General features: G+C 50.4%; 19 protein-coding genes and 1 pseudogene. 4 read left to right on the top strand and 16 right to left on the bottom strand.

The genetic code is table 11. From position 1 onward, the window contains the following. The first annotated feature begins 221 nt into the window (after nt 1–221). Nucleotides 222–2180, top strand: coding sequence for an ABC-F family ATP-binding cassette domain-containing protein (locus tag Q0339_RS04145; RefSeq protein ID WP_298077543.1), 1959 nt, complete (start codon nt 222–224; stop codon nt 2178–2180). Nucleotides 2181–2333: 153 nt separating this feature from the next. Here Q0339_RS04145 and tsaD read toward each other — a convergent pair whose 3' ends face one another. The 4 genes from tsaD to tsaB are packed head-to-tail and all read right to left on the bottom strand — an operon-like array spanning nt 2334 to nt 5155. After that, complete coding sequence (tsaD, locus tag Q0339_RS04150; protein WP_298077544.1) at nt 2334–3347, bottom strand: tRNA (adenosine(37)-N6)-threonylcarbamoyltransferase complex transferase subunit TsaD; 1014 nt, start codon at nt 3345–3347, stop codon at nt 2334–2336. Further along, a complete protein-coding gene (gene rimI, locus Q0339_RS04155) occupies nt 3344–3829 on the bottom strand; it encodes a ribosomal protein S18-alanine N-acetyltransferase (protein ID WP_298077546.1) in 486 nt (161 codons plus the stop codon). Before rimI (Q0339_RS04155) ends, tsaD begins: the two co-directional genes overlap by 4 nt. Before the next feature lie 11 nt (nt 3830–3840). Next, nucleotides 3841–4434 carry a ribosomal protein S18-alanine N-acetyltransferase gene (rimI, locus tag Q0339_RS04160; protein WP_298077651.1) on the bottom strand — a complete coding sequence of 198 codons (594 nt, stop codon included), beginning with the start codon at nt 4432–4434 and terminating at the stop codon, nt 3841–3843. Next, entirely contained in the window at nt 4406–5155 is a 750-nt protein-coding gene (tsaB, locus tag Q0339_RS04165; protein ID WP_298077547.1) for a tRNA (adenosine(37)-N6)-threonylcarbamoyltransferase complex dimerization subunit type 1 TsaB, read from the bottom strand. The genes rimI (Q0339_RS04160) and tsaB overlap by 29 nt, the downstream gene beginning before the upstream one ends. 491 nt (nt 5156–5646) lie before the next feature. On the opposite strand from tsaB, the gene Q0339_RS04170 reads away from it, so the two are divergent. Next, nucleotides 5647–6063 (top strand): DUF1310 family protein, encoded by a 417-nt coding sequence (locus Q0339_RS04170; RefSeq protein WP_298077548.1) that lies wholly within the window; start codon nt 5647–5649, stop codon nt 6061–6063. A 66-nt stretch (nt 6064–6129) separates the two neighbouring features. Here the strand turns inward: Q0339_RS04170 and nagE are convergent, their stop codons facing one another. From nagE to infC, 7 genes are all read right to left on the bottom strand, one after another. Beyond that, nucleotides 6130–7578, bottom strand: a complete 1449-nt coding sequence (gene nagE / locus Q0339_RS04175; RefSeq protein ID WP_298077549.1) for an N-acetylglucosamine-specific PTS transporter subunit IIBC — start codon at nt 7576–7578, stop codon at nt 6130–6132. A gap of 23 nt (nt 7579–7601) precedes the next feature. Next, nucleotides 7602–8501 (bottom strand): haloacid dehalogenase-like hydrolase, encoded by a 900-nt coding sequence (locus Q0339_RS04180; RefSeq protein ID WP_298077551.1) that lies wholly within the window; start codon nt 8499–8501, stop codon nt 7602–7604. Between the two features lie 270 nt (nt 8502–8771). Then, nucleotides 8772–10538, bottom strand: coding sequence for an ABC transporter ATP-binding protein (locus Q0339_RS04185; protein WP_298077552.1), 1767 nt, complete (start codon nt 10536–10538; stop codon nt 8772–8774). A 1-nt stretch (nt 10539) separates the two neighbouring features. Then, on the bottom strand, nt 10540–12282 hold the full coding sequence (locus Q0339_RS04190) for an ABC transporter ATP-binding protein (protein ID WP_298077553.1): 1743 nt from the start codon (nt 12280–12282) through the stop codon (nt 10540–10542). A gap of 95 nt (nt 12283–12377) precedes the next feature. Next, nucleotides 12378–12731 carry a 50S ribosomal protein L20 gene (rplT, locus tag Q0339_RS04195; RefSeq protein WP_023392342.1) on the bottom strand — a complete coding sequence of 118 codons (354 nt, stop codon included), beginning with the start codon at nt 12729–12731 and terminating at the stop codon, nt 12378–12380. Between the two features lie 30 nt (nt 12732–12761). After that, nucleotides 12762–12959: a 50S ribosomal protein L35 gene (rpmI, locus tag Q0339_RS04200; protein WP_023392343.1), complete on the bottom strand. Its 198-nt coding sequence runs from the start codon at nt 12957–12959 to the stop codon at nt 12762–12764. A gap of 22 nt (nt 12960–12981) precedes the next feature. Next, complete coding sequence (infC, locus tag Q0339_RS04205) at nt 12982–13497, bottom strand: translation initiation factor IF-3 (RefSeq protein WP_023392344.1); 516 nt, start codon at nt 13495–13497, stop codon at nt 12982–12984. A gap of 1096 nt (nt 13498–14593) precedes the next feature. Between infC and nrdD the strand changes: the two are divergent. Further along, nucleotides 14594–16463 (top strand): annotated as a pseudogene (gene nrdD / locus Q0339_RS04210) (anaerobic ribonucleoside-triphosphate reductase); the annotation flags it as partial. A gap of 2 nt (nt 16464–16465) precedes the next feature. Further along, the gene (nrdG, locus tag Q0339_RS04215) at nt 16466–16999 is read left to right on the top strand and encodes an anaerobic ribonucleoside-triphosphate reductase activating protein (protein WP_298077554.1); all 534 of its coding nucleotides are present in this window, start codon (nt 16466–16468) and stop codon (nt 16997–16999) included. Between the two features lie 136 nt (nt 17000–17135). Here the strand turns inward: nrdG and Q0339_RS04220 are convergent, their stop codons facing one another. From Q0339_RS04220 to Q0339_RS04240, 5 genes are all read right to left on the bottom strand, one after another. Continuing rightward, nucleotides 17136–17900 carry a class I SAM-dependent methyltransferase gene (locus tag Q0339_RS04220; RefSeq protein WP_298077555.1) on the bottom strand — a complete coding sequence of 255 codons (765 nt, stop codon included), beginning with the start codon at nt 17898–17900 and terminating at the stop codon, nt 17136–17138. A gap of 130 nt (nt 17901–18030) precedes the next feature. After that, nucleotides 18031–19572 carry a prolyl oligopeptidase family serine peptidase gene (locus Q0339_RS04225; protein WP_298077556.1) on the bottom strand — a complete coding sequence of 514 codons (1542 nt, stop codon included), beginning with the start codon at nt 19570–19572 and terminating at the stop codon, nt 18031–18033. A gap of 94 nt (nt 19573–19666) precedes the next feature. Then, the gene (gene glf / locus Q0339_RS04230; protein ID WP_298077557.1) at nt 19667–20776 is read right to left on the bottom strand and encodes a UDP-galactopyranose mutase; all 1110 of its coding nucleotides are present in this window, start codon (nt 20774–20776) and stop codon (nt 19667–19669) included. A gap of 30 nt (nt 20777–20806) precedes the next feature. Beyond that, on the bottom strand, nt 20807–22330 hold the full coding sequence (locus Q0339_RS04235) for an LCP family protein (protein WP_298077558.1): 1524 nt from the start codon (nt 22328–22330) through the stop codon (nt 20807–20809). A 515-nt stretch (nt 22331–22845) separates the two neighbouring features. After that, on the bottom strand, nt 22846–24189 hold the full coding sequence (locus Q0339_RS04240) for a CapA family protein (protein ID WP_298077559.1): 1344 nt from the start codon (nt 24187–24189) through the stop codon (nt 22846–22848). Nucleotides 24190–24383 lie beyond the last annotated feature (194 nt).

Below are 24383 nucleotides of genomic sequence, written 5' to 3' on the forward strand. Positions count from 1 at the left end.
CCTCTTAATATAAAGGCAATAAGGTCGCCCTCTATAAACTTCTTGATTTTCAAGATTGTCTACCCAGTTCGACTTAACCCGAACTGGGCCTGAAATGTTGAAAAGCAAGATAACAACAGCCCGCCCTCCAGTCTCCTAGCAAGCCTCCCTTTTCTTTCCTTGAAGGTCCTGAATCTTCAAGGTATAATGATAGAGACACTGATAGAAAGGGATCGCCTACTATGATTCTACTACAAGCCAATGACCTGGCTCGGCGCTTTGCCGATGACACCCTCTATGAAGGGGTCTCCTTCAATATCCAAACACAAGACCGTATTGCCCTAGTGGGCCGTAATGGGGCCGGCAAGTCCACCCTGATTAAGCAAATCATGGGCGAGGAGCCAATCTCGGACGGTTCCATCACCAAGGCCAAGGGCCTAAAAATCGGCTACCTGGCCCAACATGTTCGGACCGAATGGAACGACAGCCTGTCCATCTGGGATACTATGCTAGCAGTCTTCCAGGAGACTTTGGCCCTGCGCCAGACAGCTGAAGAAGCCGCCATGCGACTAGCTGAGCTGTCTCATGACACCCAAGCGCCAGCCTACCAGGCTGCCTTGGAGCGTTACGATCAACTCCAGGAGGCCCTAACCCAACGCAATGCCTATGCCATTGAGTCCGATATCCGGACGGTCTTACACGGTTTTCGTTTCTACGAAGCCGACTACGCCACGCCGGTCAGCCAATTGTCTGGGGGACAGCGGACCCGCCTGGCCCTGGCCCGCATCCTACTCATGGACTATGACCTGCTGATTCTGGACGAGCCGACCAACCACTTAGACATGACCACCCTAGCCTGGCTAGAAACTTACCTGACTGGCTACAAGGGCGCCCTCCTCCTGGTTTCCCACGACCGTTATTTCCTAGATAAGGTGGTCAACCAGGTCCTGGAACTGCGCCATCATCGTCTCCACACCTACAAGGGTAATTACAGCTACTATGTGGAAGAGAAGGCCCTGCGTCTGGCGGCTGAAGAGAAGGCCTATGCCGCTCAACAAGCCACCATTCAAAAACTGGAAGACTTCGTCCAACGTAACCTAGTTCGGGCTTCAACAACCAAACGGGCCCAAAGTCGCCGCAAGCAGTTGGAGAAAATGGACCGCCTAGAAAAGCCTAAGCAAGACAAGCAGGCACCCCGCATCCAGTTCCTGGCAGCTAAGGACTCTGGTGAAGATGTCCTCGCCGTCGACCATTTGGCGGTGGGCTATGAAGCCATGCCTGTCGCCCAGGACCTCAACCTCCAGGTCCGGCGCCAAGAAGCCATCGCCCTAGTGGGGCCTAACGGGGTCGGCAAGACCACCCTGCTCAAGACCCTAATTGGCCAACTGCCTGCCCTGGCAGGGACCTATCGCTTTGGCGCGGGCGTCCAAATCGGCTACTACGACCAGAACCTGGTCTTGCCTGACGAGAATTTGACCGTCTTAGAAACTCTCTGGCAGGCCCATGACACCACCGACGAGAAGGTCATTCGGACCATTTTAGGTAGCTTCCTCTTCTCGGGCGATGACGTCCTCAAGAAGGTCTCCATGCTGAGTGGGGGCGAGAAGGCCCGGCTCAGTCTAGCCCTGCTAGCCACCGAGCACGACAACACCCTGATTCTGGACGAACCGACCAACCACTTGGATATCGACAGCAAGGAAGTTCTAGAAGATGCCTTGATTGCCTTCGATGGCACTCTACTCTTCGTCTCCCACGACCGCTATTTCATCAATCGATTGGCGACGCAAGTAGTTGAAGTCACCCCACAAGGCGTCAAGATTTACCTAGGCGACTATGACTACTATCAAGAGAAGAAGGCCGAAGAAGCCTTAATTGCCCAGAGCCAAGCTAGCCAGGCAAGCACTGAACCTAAGGCGACCAATTCAGCTAATCCGGCCCAACAAGACTATCAAGCCATGAAAGAAGCCAAGCGTCAACGCCGCCGCTTGGAAGAAGCCGTGGATCAGGCAGACTCTAGCCACGCTCAATGGGAGGCTCGCATCGCCCAACTCCACGCCCAGATGGAGACGGCTGCCTTGGCCAATGACCAGAGCCAGCTAGCCCAGCTCCACCAAGACCTGCAAGAGGCTGAAACTGCCCAACTTGAGGCCTTAGAAGCCTGGGAAAGCGCCAGCCTGGCCTTGGAAGACTTTCTAGCCTAGGTTTAGCATTTGCCCAATATATCATATATGATATATCGGGCAATCAAAAAGGCACAGAGACTTAAATCTCAGTGCTTTTTTTCATTGGCTTAAATCGATTTAGTGACCCTTAGTGCGCAAACTTTGGCCCCCAAGAAGAAAAAATAGCCCAGCTTATAAGAATAAGCCAGGCTTAGCATTGAGGGTCAGTGGACTAAATCTTTTTTGTAAATACAGCGGATAGGCGGCCGCCCCAATCATGGCCGCATTGTCCCCACAGAGGGATAGAGGCGGAATCAGAACTTCAAGCTCAGGATAGCGACTGGCCAATTCTTGACTAAGACGTTGGCGGAGCCCAGAGTTAGCGGCCACACCCCCGGCCAGAATAAATTGCTTAACTGGATATTGCGCCAAAGCCTTGAGGGTCTTACCTACCAAGACATCGACAACCGCATTCTGGAAGCTAGTGGCCAAATCAGCTGTCACTAGCTCCTGGCCCCTTTGCTTGGCATTATGAACCAGGTTCATGACCGCACTCTTCATACCACTGAAGCTGAAGTCCAAGTTATCTTCTTGCAGCATGGCCCGTGGCACCGGATAGGTGTCCTGACCCTGATGGGCCAAGGCGTCCACATGCTTGCCGGCCGGATAAGACAGGCCCAGCAAGCGCCCGACCTTGTCATAGGCTTCGCCGACCGCATCATCCTGGGTCTCCCCTACAACTTGATAAGTGGAATGCTCAGGCATATAAACCAACTCGGTATGGCCACCCGAAGCAATCAGGGCCAGCAGAGGAAAGGCTAGTGGCTGGCCGATTTGACTGGCATAGATATGACCGGCCAAATGATTGACCGCAATCAAAGGCTTGTCGTGGACCAAGGCCAAGGTCTTAGCAGCTGTAATCCCGACTAGGAGAGCGCCGACTAGGCCCGGTCCCTGGGTGACTGCAATGGCATCAATGTCCTGCCAAGTGACGCCTGCTTGTTCTAAGGCCAGACGGGTGACCTGACTAATTTGTTCCACATGATGGCGGCTGGCGACCTCTGGCACCACCCCGCCAAAGCGGATATGGCTTTGGACCTGGGAAGCCACTACATTGGCTAAGATGGTCTGGCCGTCTTCGACGATGGCCACACTGGTCTCATCGCAAGACGATTCAAAGGCCAGAATCCGAACTGCTTGACTCATGAAGGCTCCCCCTCCTTTTCTGGTCGACTTAGTAATTTTTGCATAATGACCGCATCATCCACCGGATCTTGATAGTAATGTGGCCGAACGATTAAGGTTTCAAAGCCGGCCTGCTGGTAGAGGCCCAGGGCCGCTGCATTAGCCTGGCGCACTTCCAAGAAAACATGGCGGATGCCCCGATGGGCTAGTTGATTTAAGACGAAGTCTAGGAGTTGACGACCTAGTCCTTGGCCCCGTAAGTCGGGTTGGATATAGACTAGGTTGAGAGTGGCTTCATCCAAGACATGGTGTAATCCGACATAGCCCAAGACCTGATCATGGTCTAGCAACAGGTAATACTCGGCCTGGTCCAGTTGGAAGTCGTCCCGACTCTGAGCTTCATTCCAGTGCAAGGCCTGATTGCCTTCAATAATAACCTGACGGAAGGCCTCGGGTAGCTGGGCGCCGGTGAAGGGCACCACCTGATAATGTTTGCTGTCCATGCCGACACCTCCTATTGCTGACAGTCGTAGACCATGAAGAGGGCGTCCTCCTGCATGGTGTGGTAGTAGTTGGGCACTAGGCGTTCAATTTCAAAGCCTAGCCCCTGGTAAAGGGTTTGAGCAGCCTGGTTGGTCGCCCGGACCTCTAAGGTCACGCGCGGGCTACCAATTTGGCTGACGCAACGACACCAGCGTTGCACCAAGCGACGGGCATAGCCCTGGCGCCGAAAGCGAGGGTGGATGAAGAGATGGCTGATGTGGGCGGTCTTTTGCTGGCAACGGCCAGAAATCAGGCCCTGGATATGGCCATCAATTTCTAACACCCAGTAGATGGCATAGAGATTATAACGGAAGTCGGTCCGGAAATCCTTGAGGGTCCAGGCCAGAAAACCGTCGTAGCAGAGTTCTTCCAAGGCCACTAGCTCAGGCAAATCCTCTTCGACTAATGGCCGTAGATAGGCCCCTGCGCCCAAGGGTTGGGGCGGGAACTGGCTGATGTCAAGCGCCGCATGACGCTTAGGTGGCGTCTGACTCGCTTGCTCAGGCTTGTGGCCTAGCACCCGCTCCTGCCAGAACTCACGAATAATAGTGGATAAGTGCTGCATGGTCGACACTGGTGCCTCCTTCTTTGGCTAGCCATTCCTGTTCCGCTAGGGTCAAATGGCCATAGACAGGCTCCAAGAGGGCCGGCTCTGCCACCCGCTCATGGGCGACTTGCTGGAACTTGTCGGTATGAGGATAGGCGGTCCAACCTTCCAGGGTCTTGAGGCTGACATCTGGCAAGGCCTGGCCAAAGGCCTCAGCAAATGGCGCCAGATTCTGGCCAATCATCACGACCTGGGCTCCGGCCTGCAAATGCTGGCGGGCTTTACTAGTCAGCCAAGTCTGCCAATCGGCATGGCAATCCCCTGCCACCGCCACCAGCCCTTGGTCTGTCTGCTGATAGAGGGCCGTGTAGGCTGACAAGCGGCGGGCATCCATGAGGGGAATAATGTAGTCCCCTACAGGAACGCTGGCTTGCGCTGCTAGCAGGGCTAGGGAAGACATCTGATAGAGGGCCAGATCCAGACTGTCCGCCCAGGTTTTAGCCAGAGTCACCCCAATCCGCACGCCGGTATAAGATCCGGGTCCTACCCCCACATAGAGGCTATCCACGGCTTGGCGGTCCACATTGCAATCCTCCAGCAATTGGGCCACAACCGGCACCAAACGCTCCCCATGCTGTTTGCCAGCCGCTAAGCTGGTATGTCCTAGCACCCGGTCCGCATCATCTATGACTGTCACTGACAGTGCCTCCGTCGCCGTATCTAATGCAAGCTTGGCCATGCCGCTCGCCTCCTTCTCTGAATTTATCACCTATCTATTTTAACACAATGTGACCAGCAACTGAAGAGGCCAACTGGACTCTGTGCTGTCTTTCTAACATTCTTACCCTCCCCCTCTTAGTCGACTTCTAGGACCTGAGACCTGTTCTTAGACGATAAAGCTTATTGTTGTTCTAGTCTTCCTCTGGTATAATGAAATTAATTATTGAAGCCATAGAACGAATTTAAAGTGACGTTAAAAACACCTTGAAGGCTCCCACGATAAAAACAAAATTTTAAGTTTATTGGGATGCTAGCTAAGATACCCTTATGTTTACTTTCTATTTACGGTTTATCATGATTGAGTCTTCCAGTAGTTTTTAGTTATCAGGCAATACTACCGCAAGTTACACGGTGCCTATAGATGAAATATGTAGTTTTACTAGTCGATAGAGGATAACGCATAACAATATAACAATTTGAGAAACGGAGAACTCTGAAGGAGGGCGTATAATGTTTAAGCAAACTCGAAAGATGGTTACCATCAGCCTTTTAATATTATTCGCCATTATCTGCTTTCCTCTTTATCAATACCATCAGACTCAACAAGAGATTGAGGTAGAAATCAATCGCACCATGCATAGTCCCGCTGTACACGCGGAGATTGAAGGTTTCTTGCTCAAAGAAGACAAGCAAGCCCTAACCAGTAAAGGAAAAATCCAATCCTACGAGATTGACTACTCCTCTGCCAGACCAAATCCTATGGGCGGAATCATGTTTACAGTCTATATTAATGGAGACCGAGAGATCTATCTAAAATTCGCCCTATCGAAACACACGAATAGGGAGGACTCTTCTCAATCCTCTGAAGATATATTTAGCTATAGCGTATCCATCTCAGAAAAATTCCAACAGTTAGTAGGCAAATAATAAGAAAAAGCGCTGGAGCCCTCAGGCTACCAACGCTTTTTTTATCTACTTTATCAATAGACTGGCTTATTTTACTTGTGCTGCTAAGGCATCGTGAACAAATTGTACTTCGGTCCCGATAATGACTTGCACGTTCTTTTTGTTGAGGACACGCGTTGCAACAGCACCGGTAGATTTGATCTTAGCTTCGTCAACCTTGCTAGTGTCAGCTAGGGTTAAACGTAAGCGAGTAGCACAGTGGTCAGTTGCTTCAATGTTGTCCTTGCCACCTAAACCTTCAATTAATAAAGGAATGTTGAAGTCGCTAGCTTTAACGGTCATGTTAGGATCATTTTCAGTAGACTCGTCATCTTCACGACCTGGTGTAGTGAAGTTGAATTTCTTGATTAAGAAGTCGAAGACCAAGAAGTAAACAACGAACATTACCACACCTAAGACAATCAAGAGCCAAGGATTGTTAGCCATTGGCAAGCGGCTAGTTAAGATAAAGTCAATCAAACCAGCACTGAAGTTGAAGCCTGCAGTAGCATGTAACAAGGCTGCAATTGTCAAGGATACCCCTGTTAAGACTGCGTGCACCAAGTAAAGAACAGGTGCTAAGAACATGAAGGCGAATTCAAGTGGCTCGGTAATCCCGGTTAAGAAGGAAGCCAAAACAGCTGCTACTAAGAGGGCTGCTACAGCTTTTTTCTTGCTGTCTTTGGCATTGCGGTACATTGCCAGAGCGGCCCCTGGTAAACCAAACATCATGACTGGGAAGAAACCAGCTTGGTACATACCAGTTTGACCTAGAACCCCAGTGTTACCCCAGAAGTTCCCGATATCGTTAATCCCAGCTACGTCGAACCAGAATACAGCGTTGAGGGCATGGTGTAAACCAACTGGAATCAAGAGACGGTTGAAGAAACCATAGATACCAGCACCGATAGCACCCAAGCCAACAAATGACTTACCAAAGGCAACTAAAGCACTGAAGACTGCTGGCCATACGAAGAGCAAGACAAGGGCAGCAAGTGATGCTACAAGACCTGCCATGATTGGCGCAGAACGACGACCGCTGAAGAAACCTAGAGCGGTTGGTAATTTAACATCTTTGAAACGGTTGTACATTTCCCCACCGATGATCCCTGATAAGATCCCGATGAAGGCGTTAGTGCTCTTAGAGAAAGCCAAAGCCACTTCTTCTGGTTTTACCCCTTGTAATTGAGCCACAACATCCTTAGATAGGATAGTCGTGATAATTAAGAAGGCTACCAAACCACTGAGACCGGCTGCCCCGTTCTTGTCTTTGGCTAAACCAACAGCCAAACCAACGGCGAATAAGAGTGGAATTTTGTCGATTAAGACTAAACCTGCTTGAATCAAGAAGACTGCAACTGGGTTGGTCCCGGTTTGGCCTGGAACACCTAAACCAGCAGGGCTAATCCAGTAACCAATCCCCATTAAAATGGAAGCCACTGGTAAAATGGCAACAGGTAGCATCAATGAGCGACCCATTTTTTGTAAATATGACATCATTGTTTTTTCCTACTTTCTATCTATCTTAATACTGATTGTCCCATACGGAAATAAGTATGCCGCTTCCCTCTAATTGCTAGCGACAAGGCCAGAATATTCTCAGGATCTGGCATGCGTCCGTAGGAACCATCGCCAATGTGATGAATATCTGTACCCACGCGTTTGTTGGCTAGCGCAAATTCGCGAATGGTCCCACTATCGGCACTTTCCTGACTGGTGCCAATGGTTGAGATAACTAAACCGCCCAAGTCCTTGACCTGATCGGCAATCCGCGCCACCTGGTCTTCTCTGACTCCTGGCACGGTCCCCACACTTGGAATCAAGACGCCATCTGCACCTGCTGCCATATAGGCTAACAAATGCGCTTCAGAGACCACCTTCTCGCCGGTCCCGGCACTGTGCATCTTACCTGCAAAGACCAGTCCCTTGAAATGCTGCTTAGCTAGCCGCACCGTGGCTTCAATGGCCTGATGACTAACCCCTGTCGAAGGGTTACCCGTCAAGACCAAGAAATCAAATCCCTCTCGGTTAGCGGCTTGGAAGTTCTCTACGGTGGCACGTCGGCCCTCCGGTAGGTCAATCCAATCTTCTAGCGCTTCAGCACTTGGGTCAACCGGTTCTAAATTCAAGCCCATAGGTCTACCGGTTAATTCCTTGAGGTAGGCAATGGGCGCGTCCATTGCGGGCAAACTATGGATAAATTTGGTGGATAGATCATATTCATTCAATAATAGCATATCCGCACTAAATGCCCGCATCATCTCCGCATTGCTTACCCCTTCAATTAGCGGCGCCTTAGTGACCACTGTTTCCGCCAAGATAATCCGGCCTTCACTGGCCTTAATGGCTTGTTTTAGTTGCGCGGCTGTCAAAGTTTTGACCTCACTGGCTGTGCAAGACAACAAACGTTTATGAGCCATGCTTCTCCTCCTTTCCAGATATTTTTGAAACGTATTCTAGGATACGTCATGCCTTCATTATAGTCCTGAAACCCCTTAATGTAAAGCCTTTCTTCCCTAAATTCAGCATATCACTAATTGAGATAAATTTCAGCTTAATTTTGACTATCATTCTTAAAGGCAACACTTGGGCGATAAAACTATAAGCTATCTAATCCGCACTATTATGACACTTTTTTGTCTAGTCCAATTACAAAAATAAGGTTAGGACAAAATCCTAACCTTATGGGCTTATTGATTAAATTGACTTTGATAGAGCTCGTAGTAGAAACCCTTGGCTGCCAAGAGGCTGTCGTGATTGCCTTGTTCTACAATCTGGCCGTCACGTAAGACCAGAATCTTATCGGCTTCCTGAATGGTCGACAGACGATGGGCAATGACGAAGCTGGTCCGGCCCTCCATCAGACGGCTCATGGCCTTCTGAATGAGGAGCTCCAGACGGGTATCCACTGACGAGGTGGCCTCGTCCAGAATCAGAATCTTAGGATCTGCCAGCAAGGCCCGGGCGATTGTCAGCAGTTGCTTCTGACCCAAGGAAATATTGCTGGATTCCTGGTTCATCTTCATATTGTAACCACCCGGCAAGGTCCGAATAAAGTGGTCCACGTTGGCGGCCTTAGCTGCTTCCACGATTTGTTCATCCGTGGCATCTAAGTTACCGAAACGTAGATTGTCCTTAATGGTCCCTTCATAGAGCCAGGCATCCTGGAGCACCATGCCAAACTGCTGGCGCAATTCCTGACGTGGCAAGTCCCGGATATCCAAGCCATCCACTAGAATGGCCCCCTGGGTCACGTCATAGAAACGCATAAGTAAGTTAATCAGGGTTGTCTTACCGGCGCCCGTTGGCCCGACAATGGCAATCATTTGGCCGGGTTCAACTTCTAGGTTGAAGTTACGAATCAGAGGCTTATCTTCCTGGTAGTGGAAGGCCACGTCCTGGAAGCTGACCCGTCCGGTCAACGGCCCTGCCAAATGAGCCTTAGCACTCACCACTTCTTCGGGCGCATCCATCAATTCTATAATCCGGTCCAGGGAAGACTTAGCTGACTGCAAGGCACCTGTCAGCTGGGTAATCGTCTGAATCGGTTGGTTGACCTGCCAGACATACTGGACGAAGGCTTGCAGGTTCCCGATAGTCAGCACCCCTTGCAAGACGGCCAAGCCCCCCAGCAGCGCTAGGAGCAAGTAGGTCATATGAGAGATGAAGCCTACCAGCGGCATGACCATCGAAGACACCATGGTCGCCTTAAAGCCTACTTGTTGTAGGTTGCGGGTAATGTCATAAAATTCCTTGGCGGATTGTTCTTCCCGGCCATAGAGCTTGATGACATTGAAACCCGTTAGGTTCTCCTGGACAAAGCCATAGAGGCGACCTAAGGCGTCGGCCTGGCCCTTGAAATAAGGCTGAGATAGAACCAGGACCTTCTTAGCCACCCAATAAGACAGCGGCATGGAGATGATGACAACCAAGGCCAAGCTTGCGTTAAGCCAAATCATCATGGCAATCACCAAACCAAGGGTGAAGACGGCATTGACAATTTGGAGCAGGCTCTGCTGCAAGGCATTAGAAACGGACTCCACATCACCGGTCATACGGCCCAAGAGGTCACCAAATTGATGTTGGTCCACATAGGAGACCGGCAGGCGGTTGAGCTTCTGATTCATGGCCTGACGCAGATCCCGAGTAGTCCCTTGGACAGCATTGGTGATGGCCACGTTGGCGAGATAAGCAGACACCTGATAGGTCAAACCACGGAAGAAATAGATGACCAGAATCCAGCCAATATAGGGGTAATTGAGGCTAGCGCCCGGCACCTTTTGCAGGATAGCCACGCTACCCCGCGAGATTTCTGTCAGGGCCAAACCCAAAATGAAGGGTTCCAAGACGGAGGCAATGTCGCTCACAATGGTCAAGAGGATTGCCCAGAAATAAGACAAGCCATAAGGCTTCATATAAGGCAGGAGGCGCTTGATACTGGATACTTTTTTATTCATCTTACATGGCCTCCTCATCTAAACTGGCTTGCTTAAGCTGAGAATTGGCGATATCACGATAAATCTCGTTGCTAGCCATTAATTCTTGGTGGGTCCCGCGACCCACGATTTCGCCCTTGTTGAGGACGATGATTTGGTCAGCATTCATAATGGTCCCCACGCGCTGAGCCACAATTAAGACGGCGGCCTCTTGGGTCACTTCCTTGAGCCGCTTACGCAGTTGGGCGTCAGTCTTATAGTCCAGGGCCGAGAAGGAATCGTCGAAGATATAGATATCAGGACGCTTGACTACGGCACGGGCAATAGACAAGCGTTGCTTCTGGCCCCCAGACAAGTTGCTGCCACCCTCTTCCAGGAAGGCTTCATAGCGTTCAGACCGGCTATGAATAAATTCCCGCGCCTGGGAGATATCGCTGGCCTTCTCCAACTCGCCTTCGCTGGCATTCCATTTACCATAGCGCAAGTTCTCGCCGATAGTCCCGGTAAAGAGCAGGGACTTCTGCGGGATAAAACCAATCTTCTGGCGCAAGGCCTTGAGGTTGTAGTCGCGGACATCGACGCCATCCACCAGGATTTTTCCTAGGGTGACATCATAGAAGCGCGGAATGAGTTGCACCAGAGAGGACTTACCACTCCCGGTCGACCCGATAAAGGCGATGGTCTGGCCAGGCTTAACTTCAAAGCTAATATTATGAAGAACCGGGCTCTCCGTCTCACCTGGATAGGCAAAGGTCACATTCTCGAAGCTTAGATAACCTCGCGTTTCCGTCTCGGTCACCCCGTTTGGATTGGGGTCAATAGAAATGGGTAGATCCATGACTTCCTGCAGCCGGGCTGCCGATACGGCCGTCCGCGGATACATCATGAAGAGGTTGGCGAAGAGCATGAAGGAGAAGAGGGCATGGAAGGCATACTCTACAAAGGCTACCAGGTTCCCCACTTGGAGCGAACCCTGAGCGATTGGCTCCAAGGCAAACCACACAATGGCCACAATCATCCAAATCAAGATATGGACGAAGAGTGGGTTGGCCCAGCCCATTAATTTGAAGAGACGGGCTGAGGTCTCGGTATAGGATTGGTTTTGCTCATCAAAGCGTTTCTCTTGGAAATCCTCGCGCGCAAAGGCCCGAATGACCCGCAAACCGGATAGGTTCTCGCGGGCATACTGGTTAATCTTATCTAAGGTCTTCTGTTGTTGCTTAGACAGGGGTGTTGACTTTCTGGCCAAGAACCAGATGGAAATGGCTAGCGGTGGCACCGCCAATAAAATCAACCAAGCCAGGGACGGGCTGGTTACCAGAATCATGACCATGGAAGATGCTATCATAAAGGGGGTAATCATCCCCAGACGCAGACTTTGGTCGGCAAACTGCATGAGCGCGAAGGCATCCGAAGTTATCCGGGTTACCAAACTGGAAATCCCAATCTGCTCATATTCATGGTGGGAAAACTGCTGGATTTTGTCATAAAGATCATTACGCATCTCCCGAATCATCTCGGTAGTCAGCTTGCTGGCGGTGTAGGAGAGCAGGATGCGCCCTGCCACCCCGGCCAGAATCACTAGGAACATGATGACAGACCAGTAATAGAGACGGCTGACATCGTGAGGTAGGATGGCTTCGTCTACCATCCGAGCTAGGATGGTCGGCAGGCCCAAGTTAACTAAGACAAAGAAGAAAGCCCCTAAGAAATCTAGAAACAAGAGCTTGGGATGCTTGCGTAAATAACGCCAAATGTACTGCATATAGAACCTCCTTTTTGTTATTGATTGATTAAAATTCAAAAAATAGAGGCATCGACCGACCGGTCCTGCCTCCATTTATCTTCTTAATCCGCTTCTTATAAAGCTTTCTTAGCTTGTTCTACTAAAGCAGTGAATGCTGCTGCGTCGTGAACTGCTAAGTCAGCCAACATTTTACGGTTCACTTCAACGCCAGCTTTCTTCAAGCCGTTCATTAAGACGCTGTAGCTGATCCCGTTCATACGAGCTGCCGCGTTGATACGGGTAATCCATAAACGACGGAAGTCACGTTTTTTCTGACGACGGTCACGGTAAGCATACATGTAAGATTTCATTACTTGTTGCTTAGCGGTCTTGAATAAGAGATGTTTGGCACCGTAGTAACCTTTAGCTAATTTTAATGTACGTTTACGACGTTGACGGGTAACGTATCCACCTTTAACACGTGGCATAGTAAATTCCTCCTTGGTTCTTCTCTAGTATTATAATTGCGAAATTTGTTGTTTAATACGTTTGTAGTCTGAATTAGATACTAAGTCAGCTTGACGTAATTGACGACGTTGTTTCTTAGTTTTACCATGGAAACGGTGGCTAGTGAAAGCGTGTGAACGTTTCAATTTACCTGAACCAGTCTTCTTAACGCGTTTTGCTAAACCGCGGTGTGTTTTTTGTTTTGGCATGGGAATTCCTCCTATAAAAAGATTAGTCTTGTTGCGCCGCTTGGGCTAATGGGGCTAGCACGATGAACATGCTGCGACCTTCCATTTTTGGTCGAGCTTCAACCGTTGACACATGGCTTGTGTCATCAATGAAGTCTTCCAATACGTCTTGACCCAATTCCTTGTGGGTGATGGCCCGCCCGCGGAAACGAATGCTGGCTTTGACCTTGTCACCATGTTCGAGGAACTTGATGGCCTGGCGTAATTTGGTTTGGTAATCATGGTCTTCGATACCAGGAGAAAGACGAACTTCTTTGACGGTTACGATCTTCTGATTCTTCCGTTGTTCCTTTTCCTTCTTCTGCATCTCATAACGGTATTTACCGTAGTCCATAATCCGAGCAACAGGTGGCTTGGCATTTGGTGAGACAAGTACTAGGTCAAGTCCGAAAGATTCTGCAATAGTGAGCGCATCATTAAGTGATTTGACTCCGATTTGTTCACCATTGTCTCCAATCACACGTAATTCACGTGCGCGGATATCTTCGTTAATGATCATTTCTTTAACGATGGTAGTCCACCTCCAGTTAGATTTCGAGCCTTACAAGAAAAAAAACTAGCTTGTGTACACAAACTAGCCGCTACTTATCCCCGCGCCGAGACGCAAAGGAAACTCTCTATCGGCCAAGCACCTAAGGGGATTGGCGAGAAACGGCTGGTTTCTACTTGTTTTACTCAACTACGATAGTATAGCACAGCTTAGACCGGGATGCAAGGGGAAATTTTTTGTTTTTTCCGGCCTCTTAGTTAGGTTGTGGGGCGTTGGAGCGTGGCTTTTCGGAGCTTTTGGCCAGGTTGCTGTACTTTTCTGAGGAGCTAGTGGTCCACTGGCTCATGACTTTTCGAGACTTTTGCCGTTTTTCTGCCCTTTCCATGAAGCCAGTGGTCCACTCTTCAAAGTGGACCACTGGCTCACGGCTTTTCGGGGCTTTAGACCCCTTTTCGGCGATTTCCCAGGGAGCTAGTGGTCCACTCGACGGAGTGGACCACTGGCTCACACCTTTTCCTAGCTTTTGCCCCATTTTCGGCACTTTCCCAGGAAGATAGTGGTCCACTCGACGGAGTGGACCACTGGCTCCGGCGATTTCCGATTAAGTCCTTATAATTGTGTAAAAAGCCAGGTAATCTCTGGTACAATGTAGTTGTCGGAAAACATTGAAAGAGGAGATTACCATGACTTACCTTAATATTAACCTAAAACTTGAAGAATTAACAGAGGCAGTTTTAAACAGTGACATGAACACGCTCATGAAGTCGCTGGCTATTACCGTCTTTAATGCCTAGATGGAAGAAGAAGTCCACACTATATCTTGCGAAACTTTGGCCTAGTTTTGGCTGTCAAAGTTGCCTTGTCTAGACCGGACATTGGCACAGTTTAGGCTAGCTGTTTTGGCTATAGAGCAGGCGCCAACCAAGTTAGCACCCTAACACCTCAAGACCCAGGCAGAAACACTATATATAGTTGTGGAACAAATTTATAAACACTATATATAGTGTAAAGTCTATTGACTTTACACCTAGACTAGGGTAGCATAGGCTTTGAGGTGATAAGTATGAATCCACAAATTAGAGCGGCCCAAGATATTCAAGCTGTAGTTGACCGCCTGCACCAACAGGAGTCAAGTATTGTTAACGAGAATGCCAATAAAGACAGCCAAGTCTACAACACCCAACGAGACTTGACTGCCAGGCATCGTTGCTAAAGCCATCGGCATTGGCATGTTGCCGGAAGCAGTCGCCCTAGCCCATTTGAACGGCGACTTGCACTATCATGATTTAGACTACCATCCCTACCAGCCTATGACCAACTGCTGCCTGATTGATTTCAAAACCATGTTCAAGCTAGGCTTCAAGATTGGTAATGCAGAAGTCGATTCCCCTAAATCCATTCAGACCGCCACCGCCCAAATGGCGCAGATCATTGCCAACGTGGCGTCTAGCCAGTACGGGGGCTGTAGCGCCGACCGCATTGACGAGGTGCTGGCGCCTTACGCCCAGCTCAACTACGAGAAGCATCTCAAGCTGGCGGAAGATTGGATCCCCGACACCACCCAACACCATGACTTTGCTACGGCTCGGACTAAGAAAGATATCTATGACGCCATGCAGAGTCTGGAGTACGAGATCAACACCCTCTACACTTCCCAAGGTCAGACGCCCTTTACCACCTTGGGCTTCGGCCTGGGGACTTCCTGGATTGAACGCGAAATTCAGCGCGCCATCCTTAAGGTTCGTCTGGGCGGTATCGGCAAAGAGAAAAGAACGGCTATCTTTCCTAAGCTAGTCTTCTCCCTTAAACGTGGCGTCAACCTAGCACCCAAAGACCCCAACTACGACATCAAGGAGCTAGCCGTCCGTTGCGCCACCAAGCGCATGTATCCCGACGTCCTCATGTATGACAAGCTAGTCGAACTGACCGGCAGCTTCAAGGCGCCTATGGGCTGTCGCTCCTTCCTGCAAGGTTGGTGGGACGAGCACGGTCAGGAAATCAACGCTGGCCGTATGAACCTGGGCGTGGTGACCCTTAACCTGCCCCGGATTGCCCTCGAGAGCCAAACTCTGGATGAGTTCTGGCAGCACTTAGAAGCCAAATTAGAGATAGCCCGTCAGGCCCTCTGCTACCGCATCGAGCGGGTCAAGGAGGCCAAGCCTTACAATGCGCCAATCCTCTATCAACACGGGGCTTTCGGTCGCAAGTTGAGTCGCGACGGCAAGGTCGATGACCTCTTCCGCGACAAACGGGCCACCATCTCCCTGGGCTACATCGGCCTCTATGAAGTGGCTACCCGCTTCTTCGGTCCCGACTGGGAGACGGATCAAGAAGCCAAAGCCTTTACAATCGACATTGTCAAAAAGCTCTACCAACACACCCAAGACTGGGGCAATCAATACGGCTACCACTTCTCCGTCTACGCGACGCCAAGTGAGAGTCTGACCGATCGCTTCTGTCGCCTGGATCTAGAGCGCTTTGGCTCGGTGCCCGATATCACTGACAAGGGCTACTATATGAATAGCTTCCACTACGATGTCCGCAAGAAGCCGACGCCTTTTGAGAAGATTGATTTTGAAGCGGCCTATCCGCCTTATTCTTCAGGCGGCTTCATCCACTACTGCGAGTACCCTAATATGGTTCAGAATCCTAAGGCTCTGGAAGCCGTCTGGGACTTTGCTTATGACCGGGTCGGCTATCTGGGCACCAATACACCGATTGATAAATGTTTTGAATGTGGCTACGAAGGGGACTTTAACCCGACCGAACGGGGCTTCGAGTGTCCTTACTGTAAGAACCGCAATCCCGAGACCTGCGACGTGGTCAAGCGGACCTGTGGTTACCTGGGCAACCCTCAGGCTAGACCCATGGTAGCGGGCCGCCACAAGGAAATCGTGGCCCGGCAGAAGCACTTGACCATCCGCATTAAGACCTCCGACAAAGACCAGGACCCAGCTGACGACAAGGAGGTCTAGTCATGGCCATTCCTGAGACGACTACCAAGGTGGCCGACTACAAGCCCTATAACTTCGTGGACGGCGAAGGCGTTCGTTGTAGCCTCTATGTCAGTGGCTGCCACTTCGCCTGCCCGGGTTGCTACAACAAGGTGGCCCAGAACTTCAACTACGGCACCCCCTACACGGAGGAACTCAAGGAAAGAATCCTGTCCGACCTAGGCGCCAGCTACTGTCAAGGCCTGACCCTACTGGGCGGCGAACCCTTTCTCCATACGGCGGTGCTGATTGACCTCTGCCAGGAAGTCAGACGACGATATGGCCGCAGCAAGGATATCTGGTCCTGGACAGGCTATGACTGGGAGGAACTCATGCAGGAGACGGCGGACAAGTTGGAACTCCTGTCCTATGTCGATATTCTGGTCGACGGTCGTTTCATTCAAGAACAGTTAGACCTAACCCTGCAGTTCCGGGGCAGCCGCAACCAGCGCATCATCGACGTCCCCAAATCTCTGGCAACTGGTCAGGTCGTCATCTGGGATAAGTTAATCCGCTAAATACTAGACGATTTTTTGAAAGCACCCCATAAGTTGGATTTTGATTGTCCAACTTATGGGGTGCTTTTCATTTGATTGATTCTTTCTCAAGTCCTTATCTTCCATTGTAGAAACTGAGATTTTTTAACCCTTAATATTATAGTTTAACGCAGAGCGTCGCGATATAGTCATTCCCATAACGTGATAGTCTATTTCTTTTATCACATGATTCATAAAAATCGATCATAGCGAGACCATTTTTAAGTTGTCCTCTAATCTGACTTTCTAAGGTATGGCTAAATTCATAGCCATATGCTGGATCTATGGTTATTTTGCCTTCCGCTTCAAGCTCTTTTGAATTAAAAGGTAGTGTAAACTTCAAAAGTAATTCCTCATCGGGCTTGTCCCATACAATGTCGGCATCATACATGTAGATCCAAGGATTCATAAATCCGACCATTAAGAGTCCACCCTTTTTCAATACTCGAGCGGCTTCTTTATACATATTTTCTAAATCTTCTATATAGACATTTGAAACCGGGTTAAAAATAATATCAAAAGTTTCATCCTCAAACGGAAATGGTTTGGTCATATCGCCTTGAAGCGTCTTGATTTTTAAGCCTTCTCTTTCAGCAACCATCTCGTCTCTTTCTAATTGTGATTTAGAAAAATCCATGATGGTGACATCATACCCTTTTATAGCAAAAACTGGACCCTGCTGGCCACCACCACAAGCTAAACCTAATATCTTTTTTCCCTTGGCTTTTTCAAACCATTCTGTCGGAACTTTTTTCCCAACAGTTAAGGCAACAGAAATTGGATTATGTCTAGCTTCTTCTAGTTCTTCATGTGTCAATGGCTCAGTATAGGCATTTTTTACATTATTCCATCGATCTTCATTTAATTTTATATAATTGTTCATCTTATGATCTCCTCGTTATTTTGTGCTATTTCGACTTAAGCATTAGATCCTTTTCCCCTGTCTATAGATCACTCATGTTCAGTTCATATTATGCAACCTAGGCCAGTAGTCCATCGCTTTTTTAATTATCTTATCGGTGTTGGGCGTTAAGCCAGTGGAAGACATCTTGATAGGGCTGGCCGGCCACTTGGACCTGGGCTCTGCCACCACCGCTGGCATTATCGACCTCAAAGCCGCTCAAGCCCGGGCTTTGGCGAATGACTTCCGGATCTTGCACGCCCTGGACCTGCTGATTGAAGAAGGGAATCCAGGAGAAATGGCCAGAATAGCGCATATTAGGCAGGTCTTGGCCTTGCACCGATTGGAAGAGGGACAGCCAGATATTCTGCCCACCCGCATCGACTAGGTCCTTGTAAATCGGCAAGACATAGGCATTGGCTGGCACGGTCGGATCATCCAAGCTATGGACAAACCAAATGGCTTGATCCTTGAGGGCAGCCACCTTGTCCTGGTCGAACCATACTTTTTGGGTTGGCACATAGGTTTGAATACTGCCCCGTTTCTTAGGGTCTTTGATCAGATAGTGACCGTTGTCTAGACGCTGGAATTCATAGTAGGAATAGGCTGTTGCCTGGGGCACCAAGCCGGCAAAGTAGTTCGGATAGTGCAGGGCCATGTTGAGGGTCATATAGCCCCCGTTGGAGCAGCCCATGAGATGGACCCGATGCGGGTCAATCTGGGGATGGCTGGCCACATAGTCGCCAATGACCTGCATGAGGGACTCGGTATAGCGGGAATGGCCCGCCCCTGGCCCATTCAACCCATCACCCTCGTCCATCCAGTAGGTCGGCGTCTGCACCGCCAGGACGTAGGCGCCCTTAAGAGCGGGCTGGTCGGTCGCCGTAAAAATCTCTTGAACTTGCGGTCGACTGAGGGCGGTCACCTCATTGCCTAGCAGGGTAATACGAGGATCCTCGCCTCCTTCGGCTTGGCCATGCAGCCAAATCAAAAGCGGAAACTTGGCCTGGGACTGGTCCTTGGCGGCAGCCGGCTCAAAGGCTCCATAGTGCAGAGTCTGGCTCTCCTCTTGGCCAGTCAGGGGATTGGTCACCCCGTCTACATGGACTTGCTCAAATTGATAGCCCGCCAAGTCCGGCAGCTCCAGATGGGGCAGGGCGTCATAGTCCGTCAAGCGAATTTGGGCCGACTTGCCCTCTTGGGTCGTCGCCTGCACTGGCCCTACCGCGATGAGATAGCTAGCCTGCCATTGACTAATCAACCGTTCCTGGTTGTAGCCAAAGAGACTACCTAAATCCCAAGAGTCCACCACCAAGTCCAAGGCCAGCCATTGACTGGCTTGTCCCTCTGGCAAGGCCTGGCCCTGCTCATCAGCTAGATAGAGGGCACTCACTTGGCGCCCTTTACCCTGGGTGGTGACCTCTAGCTGGGCATCACGGTCCACTGCCGTCACGGCTTGACTGAGCTGAAGGACAATTTTGTTAACGGCCGGGCCAAACTCATAGCCCTGGGCCTGAATCTTGGCTTGGACCACCTGCACCTGGTCCGAATCTACCTGGGCTCGCGCCACTTGGCTGGTCCACCAGCCCCTAAAGACTAATAAGGCGCCCAGGCAACCCACTAGCAAGGACCACCAGTATTTGGCTTTCTTCATGACGACAACCTCCCTTTTGACTCCTATTCTAGCAGAAAAGCTCGAACCGCGCAAAAGCCCCCTTACCAGCCAGTAAGGGGGCTTGATTCTTGATTTAGTCTACTTTGGCTGCCAATTGCAAGGCCAGGCCGATGACATGGTGCATGTCATAGTAGCGGTAGTGGCCCAAACGGCCGGCGAAGGTCACCTGTGGCAGGGACTTAGCCAAGTCAGTATAGGCCTGATAGAGCTTGGTATTGCGCTCATCATTAATTGGGTAGTAAGGCTCATCCCCTCGTGACCAGTTGGCTGGATATTCACGCGTTACCACGGTTTGTGGCTGAGTGCCGTACTCGAAGTGTTTGTGCTCAATAATCCGGGTATAAGGCGTCTCGCGGTCGGTATAGTTAACCACCGCATTACCCTGATAGTTGGCCTGGTCCAAGACCTCGGTCTCGAAGCGCAAGCTACGGTATTCCAATTCACCCAACTCATAGTCGAAGAACTGGTCGATCATACCCGTGTAGAAAACTTTAGGAAAGGCCGCCAAATAGTGGTCCTTATCCGCGAAGAAGTCTGTCTCTAGGCGCACTTCAATGTTAGGATGATCCAACATCTTCTCCACAATCTGGGTGTAGCCCCCGATTGGGATACCTTGGTAACGGTCATTGAAGTAGTTGTTGTCATAGGTCATGCGGACTGGCAAGCGGCGAATGATGAAGGCTGGCAATTCAGTGGCTGCCTTGCCCCATTGCTTCTCGGTATAGCCCTTAATCAGTTTCTCGTAGATATCGCGACCCACTAGGGACAGGGCTTGTTCTTCCAAGTTGCTTGGCGTCTTGCCTGCTACTTCGGCCCGCTGTTCTTCAATTTTGGCGGCCGCTTCTTCCGGCGTCACCACACCCCAGAGCTTGTTGAAGGTGTTCATATTGAAGGGCAGGTTGTAGATTTCCCCATGATAATTAGCGATTGGGGTATTGATATACTGGTTGAATTCCGCAAATTGATTGACGTAATCCCAAACGGCCTTGTCGTTAGTATGGAAAATGTGGGCGCCAAATTTGTGGACTTGAATGCCCGCGATTTCTTCCGTATAGATATTGCCCGCCACGTGGTCGCGCTTCTCAATAACTAGGACGCGCTTGCCTTTCTTGGCAATTTCGTGGGCAAAGGTAGCGCCAAAGAGGCCGGCGCCTACCACTAGATAATCATATGTTTGTGTCATAAGTTTCTCCTTTTCTTCTTGAAAGCGAACCTATTGGCCGAGTACTTGCTTAATTTGAGCTTGACGCTCAGCCAAGCTAGCCTCATCCACTTGCATCATATAGAGTTCAGCGCCCGGCATAGCATAAGATGGCAAGCCAGTTGAACCGTGGCCAGTCAGGGCGACTGAGGTAACTGTGTAAGCTTGACCGCTCTCAAGTTGCTCGTTGACCAGTTCCATGACCTTAGCCAGTGGCAGATTGGTTTGCACCGACTGGCTCATGCGGTCCATGACTTCTTGGGCTTGGAGCAGGGTCTGGCGACTGCCTAATTTCTTAATCAGGGCCGTAATAACCTTCTCATGGTTCTTGCCGCGGTCATTATCCCCACCTGAAAGGGAGTAGCGTTCACGCACGAAGCCTAGGGCTTGGTCGGCATTAAGGTGAAGTTCACCAACCGGGAAATCGTATTTGCCGTAGAGGGAGGTAAAGGCTTGGTCGTTGTAGACATCAATGCCCCCTACCGTATCGATGATATTGAGGAAGGAGGTAAAGTTGAGGCGGACATAATAGTCGATTGGCGTGTCGTAGAGACGGGCCAAGGTATGCATGGAAGCCTCCACGCCATAGATCCCCGAGTGAGTCAACTTGTCCTTCTGGTCTGCCCCGCCATCCGCAATCGGCACATAGGCGTCACGTGGCGTAGTGGTCAGAAGAATCTGGTGAGTCTTAGGGTTGATAGTGGCGATAACGTTGACGTCTGACCGAGAGACGGAGCTGACTGGCCCGAAGGTATCAATCCCTGAAATGTAGAGGTTGAAAGGCTGGTTCTCAGCTGGCGTCTGGCTGGTCTGCTGGGTTTCCGTCGCTGGCTTAGCCGGCTCTTCGGCTACTTCGGTCACATGATTGTACTGATAGAGCTTCTTGATCTTGCTGCTGAAGTCGCTAGCCATGCCTTCTAAGAGGGACTCATAGCCTGAGTTGAGGACCATGGCTTGAGCCTTGCCGTCCAGGAGTTGTTGGTAGGCCGCTAGGTAAGATGGCACTTCCTCAACGGTCACACTTACCTGGCGTTTGGCCTTGAGGTCGTCGACTAGGGCTTGGACATTTTCGCGATCTTGGCCCAGCGGCGCTAGGACCACTTTGCCGTCTAAGGCCGACACATCTGCCACGCCACCTTCTGCTAGGGTAGCCAGGCTCATGGTCAGTTCCTTCTTCTGGGTATTGGTATTGAGTTTGTTGAAGAAATTGACGGTGGCATTCATTTGGTAGGCGCCGTAGCTAGCCCCCAAAATGACGATCGTGGCTAGGATCAGGGTGGTTTTGCCCAGACGCTTGAGGCCGTTAAGCAGAATCAGGAGCAGTAAGACTGCGCCCAAGCCGCCCAAGACCCAGAGATGGTAGCCGCGCCCGGCCAGAATCTTGTAGGTTAAGAGGAAATAGGCAACCAAGCCACTGGCTACCGCTGCCAAAATAATAAAGAGCCAGTTAATCCGCCAGAGCACTGACTTAGTCCGCCCATGGCCATGGCGGGAGTGACCGTGACGCCGGCCCTTTGAGTGATGTGATGCTGTCATTGTTAAGTTCCTTCCATAAATTGGATATCATTTCGTCGTTACTTTTTGCACTAAAAGTTATTATAGCAAAGATTCCGCCCCGGCAAAAGCCCCTAAGGGGCTTTTTTTCTAGCTAGAGGTCCAGGTTTTTGGCCTTTCCATTCTAGCTAGTGGTCCACTCGAAAAAGTGGTTCACTGGCTCATGACTTCCTCCCTGTTTCCCGCACTTTTCCTAGCTTGCCAACCGAGCTAGTGGTCCACTCGAAAAAGTGGTCCACTGGCTCTCGACTTTTTCCCCGGTTTCAGCCTTTTCCGGCCTTTCCAACCGAGCTAGTGGTCCACTCGAAAGAGTGGTCCACTGGCTCTCGACTTTTTCCACGGTTTCGCCCTTTTTCCATGCTTTCCATCCCAGCTAGTGGTCCACTCGATGGAGTGGACCACTAGCTCTCGGATTGGACCACGTTTTCTGCCTTTTTCCCAGCCCCCCACATAGCCAATGGCCCACTCAAAGGAGTGGGCCATTGGCGCAAACTATATTAGCGATGAATATCGGTATCTTCCTGGGTCCACTGGGTTTCTAGGTGGCTGACATAGCGGAAGTCTTTGGTATAGAGTTGCATGCGCTGGCGAATAATCTCGTACCAGTCGGCACCCTCGGTGACCGCGTAGCGATTGTAGTCGGCCATAGGCACCGTTTCGTAGAACTCGGCATTCTCGGCACCCGTAATGTAGATTGGCATGAACTTGGGATCCGTGACCGTCACTTGGCCGTCCTCGCCGCGTTTGAACGTCACCTCGGTGATGCCCCCTTGCTTATTAGCCGGGTAAATTTGGCCCGACATGAAGCTAGCCTGGGAGTAGATGGCAAAGGTCTGCTTGCCGTTAAACCACTGCATAGGTTGCAAGACATGCGGGTGGCCGCCCAAAATCAATTTGACGCCAGCATCGCTCAGGGCTTGGAAGACTTGCTCCTGAGTTGGATCTGGAGTAGTGTCATATTCCTGACCTAGCTGCAAAGTCACCACCACAGCATCGACCTTGTCTTTGAGGGCTTTGACATCTTCTACCATCTGAGGCAGGTCTACCAGGTTAATCAAATAAGGCTGGTCTTCTGGCACGGGCACGCCGTTGGTGCCGTAGGAATAGGTCAGAATCCCTATCTTAATGCCATTCTTCTCGATAATGCGCGGGGTATCGTGATCCTCCTGGCTCTCAAAGCTCCCCACATAAGGCATCTTGGCCTCTTTGAGGTTAGCAATAGAGGCTAGCGCCCCACGCGCCGAATAGTCCAAGGTATGGTTAGTCCCGTTGGTCACCATGTCCACACCGATGGCCTGAAGGGCCTTGAGAATCTGCTTAGGTGCATTGAAGGAAGGGTAACCAGTCACCGGATACTGAGGGTTGGCCACAATAACTTCCATATTAGCCAAAGTCACGTCAGCATAGGACATGTATGGAGCAATCTGCGCCAGCATTGGGTAGAAATCATAGGCGCCCCCTGGATTTTCCCAGCTGATGCCGTCCTTGTGGAGCCGATCGACCGCTGATTTGTAGAAAGGATTCTTAACGCTGGCCATCTCGCTGACAAATTCATGCAATAAGACATCGCCAACTGAGCGCAACTTGAGCTCTCCCTCTTTGCCTTCAAAAGGCGTTTCTTGATCCTTAGCCTTCAGACCTACCAGAGGCTCTGCCAAGACCAGAGGCTTGGACTCACTTGAGGAGCTCTCGCTGACCACTGACTCCGATTCTATGTTCTGCAAATGATCATGGGGCTGGCCCGCCAGGAGGCCAATCATGGCGAAACCGGACACCAGGAAGAGAACAAAGGCAAGCGCAATAAGTTGCGGACGATACTTACTTAAAAACTCTGATTTCATAAACAAGACCCCTTTGTAGGAAGATAAGTGCTATAATTACAGAAATAAGACATTTATATTACATATTTTACATCCGCCCGGTCAACCCCGTCAAGCCATTCCCCTAAAAATATTAGAAAATTTACTTGAATTTTCGTCCTTCACCCGCAAAAGCAAAAAAACGGCAGAAGCCTAAGCCTCTACCGCTATCATTT

Origin of the sequence: uncultured Abiotrophia sp. (genome assembly GCF_938010525.1) — a bacterium.
Lineage (GTDB): Bacteria > Bacillota > Bacilli > Lactobacillales > Aerococcaceae > Abiotrophia.

Coding starts and splice junctions, on each gene's coding strand:
- tsaB (WP_298077547.1), bottom strand. CDS start 5,155: ATGGCCAAGCTTGCATTAGATACGGCGACGGAGGCACTGTCAGTGACA.
- Q0339_RS04190 (WP_298077553.1), bottom strand. CDS start 12,282: ATGCAGTACATTTGGCGTTATTTACGCAAGCATCCCAAGCTCTTGTTT.
- rpmI (WP_023392343.1), bottom strand. CDS start 12,959: ATGCCAAAACAAAAAACACACCGCGGTTTAGCAAAACGCGTTAAGAAG.
- Q0339_RS04220 (WP_298077555.1), bottom strand. CDS start 17,900: ATGAACAATTATATAAAATTAAATGAAGATCGATGGAATAATGTAAAA.
- Q0339_RS04235 (WP_298077558.1), bottom strand. CDS start 22,330: ATGACAGCATCACATCACTCAAAGGGCCGGCGTCACGGTCACTCCCGC.
- Q0339_RS04225 (WP_298077556.1), bottom strand. CDS start 19,572: ATGAAGAAAGCCAAATACTGGTGGTCCTTGCTAGTGGGTTGCCTGGGC.
- rimI (WP_298077546.1), bottom strand. CDS start 3,829: ATGGACAGCAAACATTATCAGGTGGTGCCCTTCACCGGCGCCCAGCTA.
- Q0339_RS04145 (WP_298077543.1), top strand. CDS start 222: ATGATTCTACTACAAGCCAATGACCTGGCTCGGCGCTTTGCCGATGAC.
- Q0339_RS04185 (WP_298077552.1), bottom strand. CDS start 10,538: ATGAATAAAAAAGTATCCAGTATCAAGCGCCTCCTGCCTTATATGAAG.
- Q0339_RS04170 (WP_298077548.1), top strand. CDS start 5,647: ATGTTTAAGCAAACTCGAAAGATGGTTACCATCAGCCTTTTAATATTA.
- Q0339_RS04240 (WP_298077559.1), bottom strand. CDS start 24,189: ATGAAATCAGAGTTTTTAAGTAAGTATCGTCCGCAACTTATTGCGCTT.
- infC (WP_023392344.1), bottom strand. CDS start 13,497: ATGATCATTAACGAAGATATCCGCGCACGTGAATTACGTGTGATTGGA.
- tsaD (WP_298077544.1), bottom strand. CDS start 3,347: ATGAGTCAAGCAGTTCGGATTCTGGCCTTTGAATCGTCTTGCGATGAG.
- rimI (WP_298077651.1), bottom strand. CDS start 4,434: ATGCAGCACTTATCCACTATTATTCGTGAGTTCTGGCAGGAGCGGGTG.
- glf (WP_298077557.1), bottom strand. CDS start 20,776: ATGACACAAACATATGATTATCTAGTGGTAGGCGCCGGCCTCTTTGGC.
- Q0339_RS04180 (WP_298077551.1), bottom strand. CDS start 8,501: ATGGCTCATAAACGTTTGTTGTCTTGCACAGCCAGTGAGGTCAAAACT.
- rplT (WP_023392342.1), bottom strand. CDS start 12,731: ATGCCACGTGTTAAAGGTGGATACGTTACCCGTCAACGTCGTAAACGT.
- nrdG (WP_298077554.1), top strand. CDS start 16,466: ATGGCCATTCCTGAGACGACTACCAAGGTGGCCGACTACAAGCCCTAT.
- nagE (WP_298077549.1), bottom strand. CDS start 7,578: ATGTCATATTTACAAAAAATGGGTCGCTCATTGATGCTACCTGTTGCC.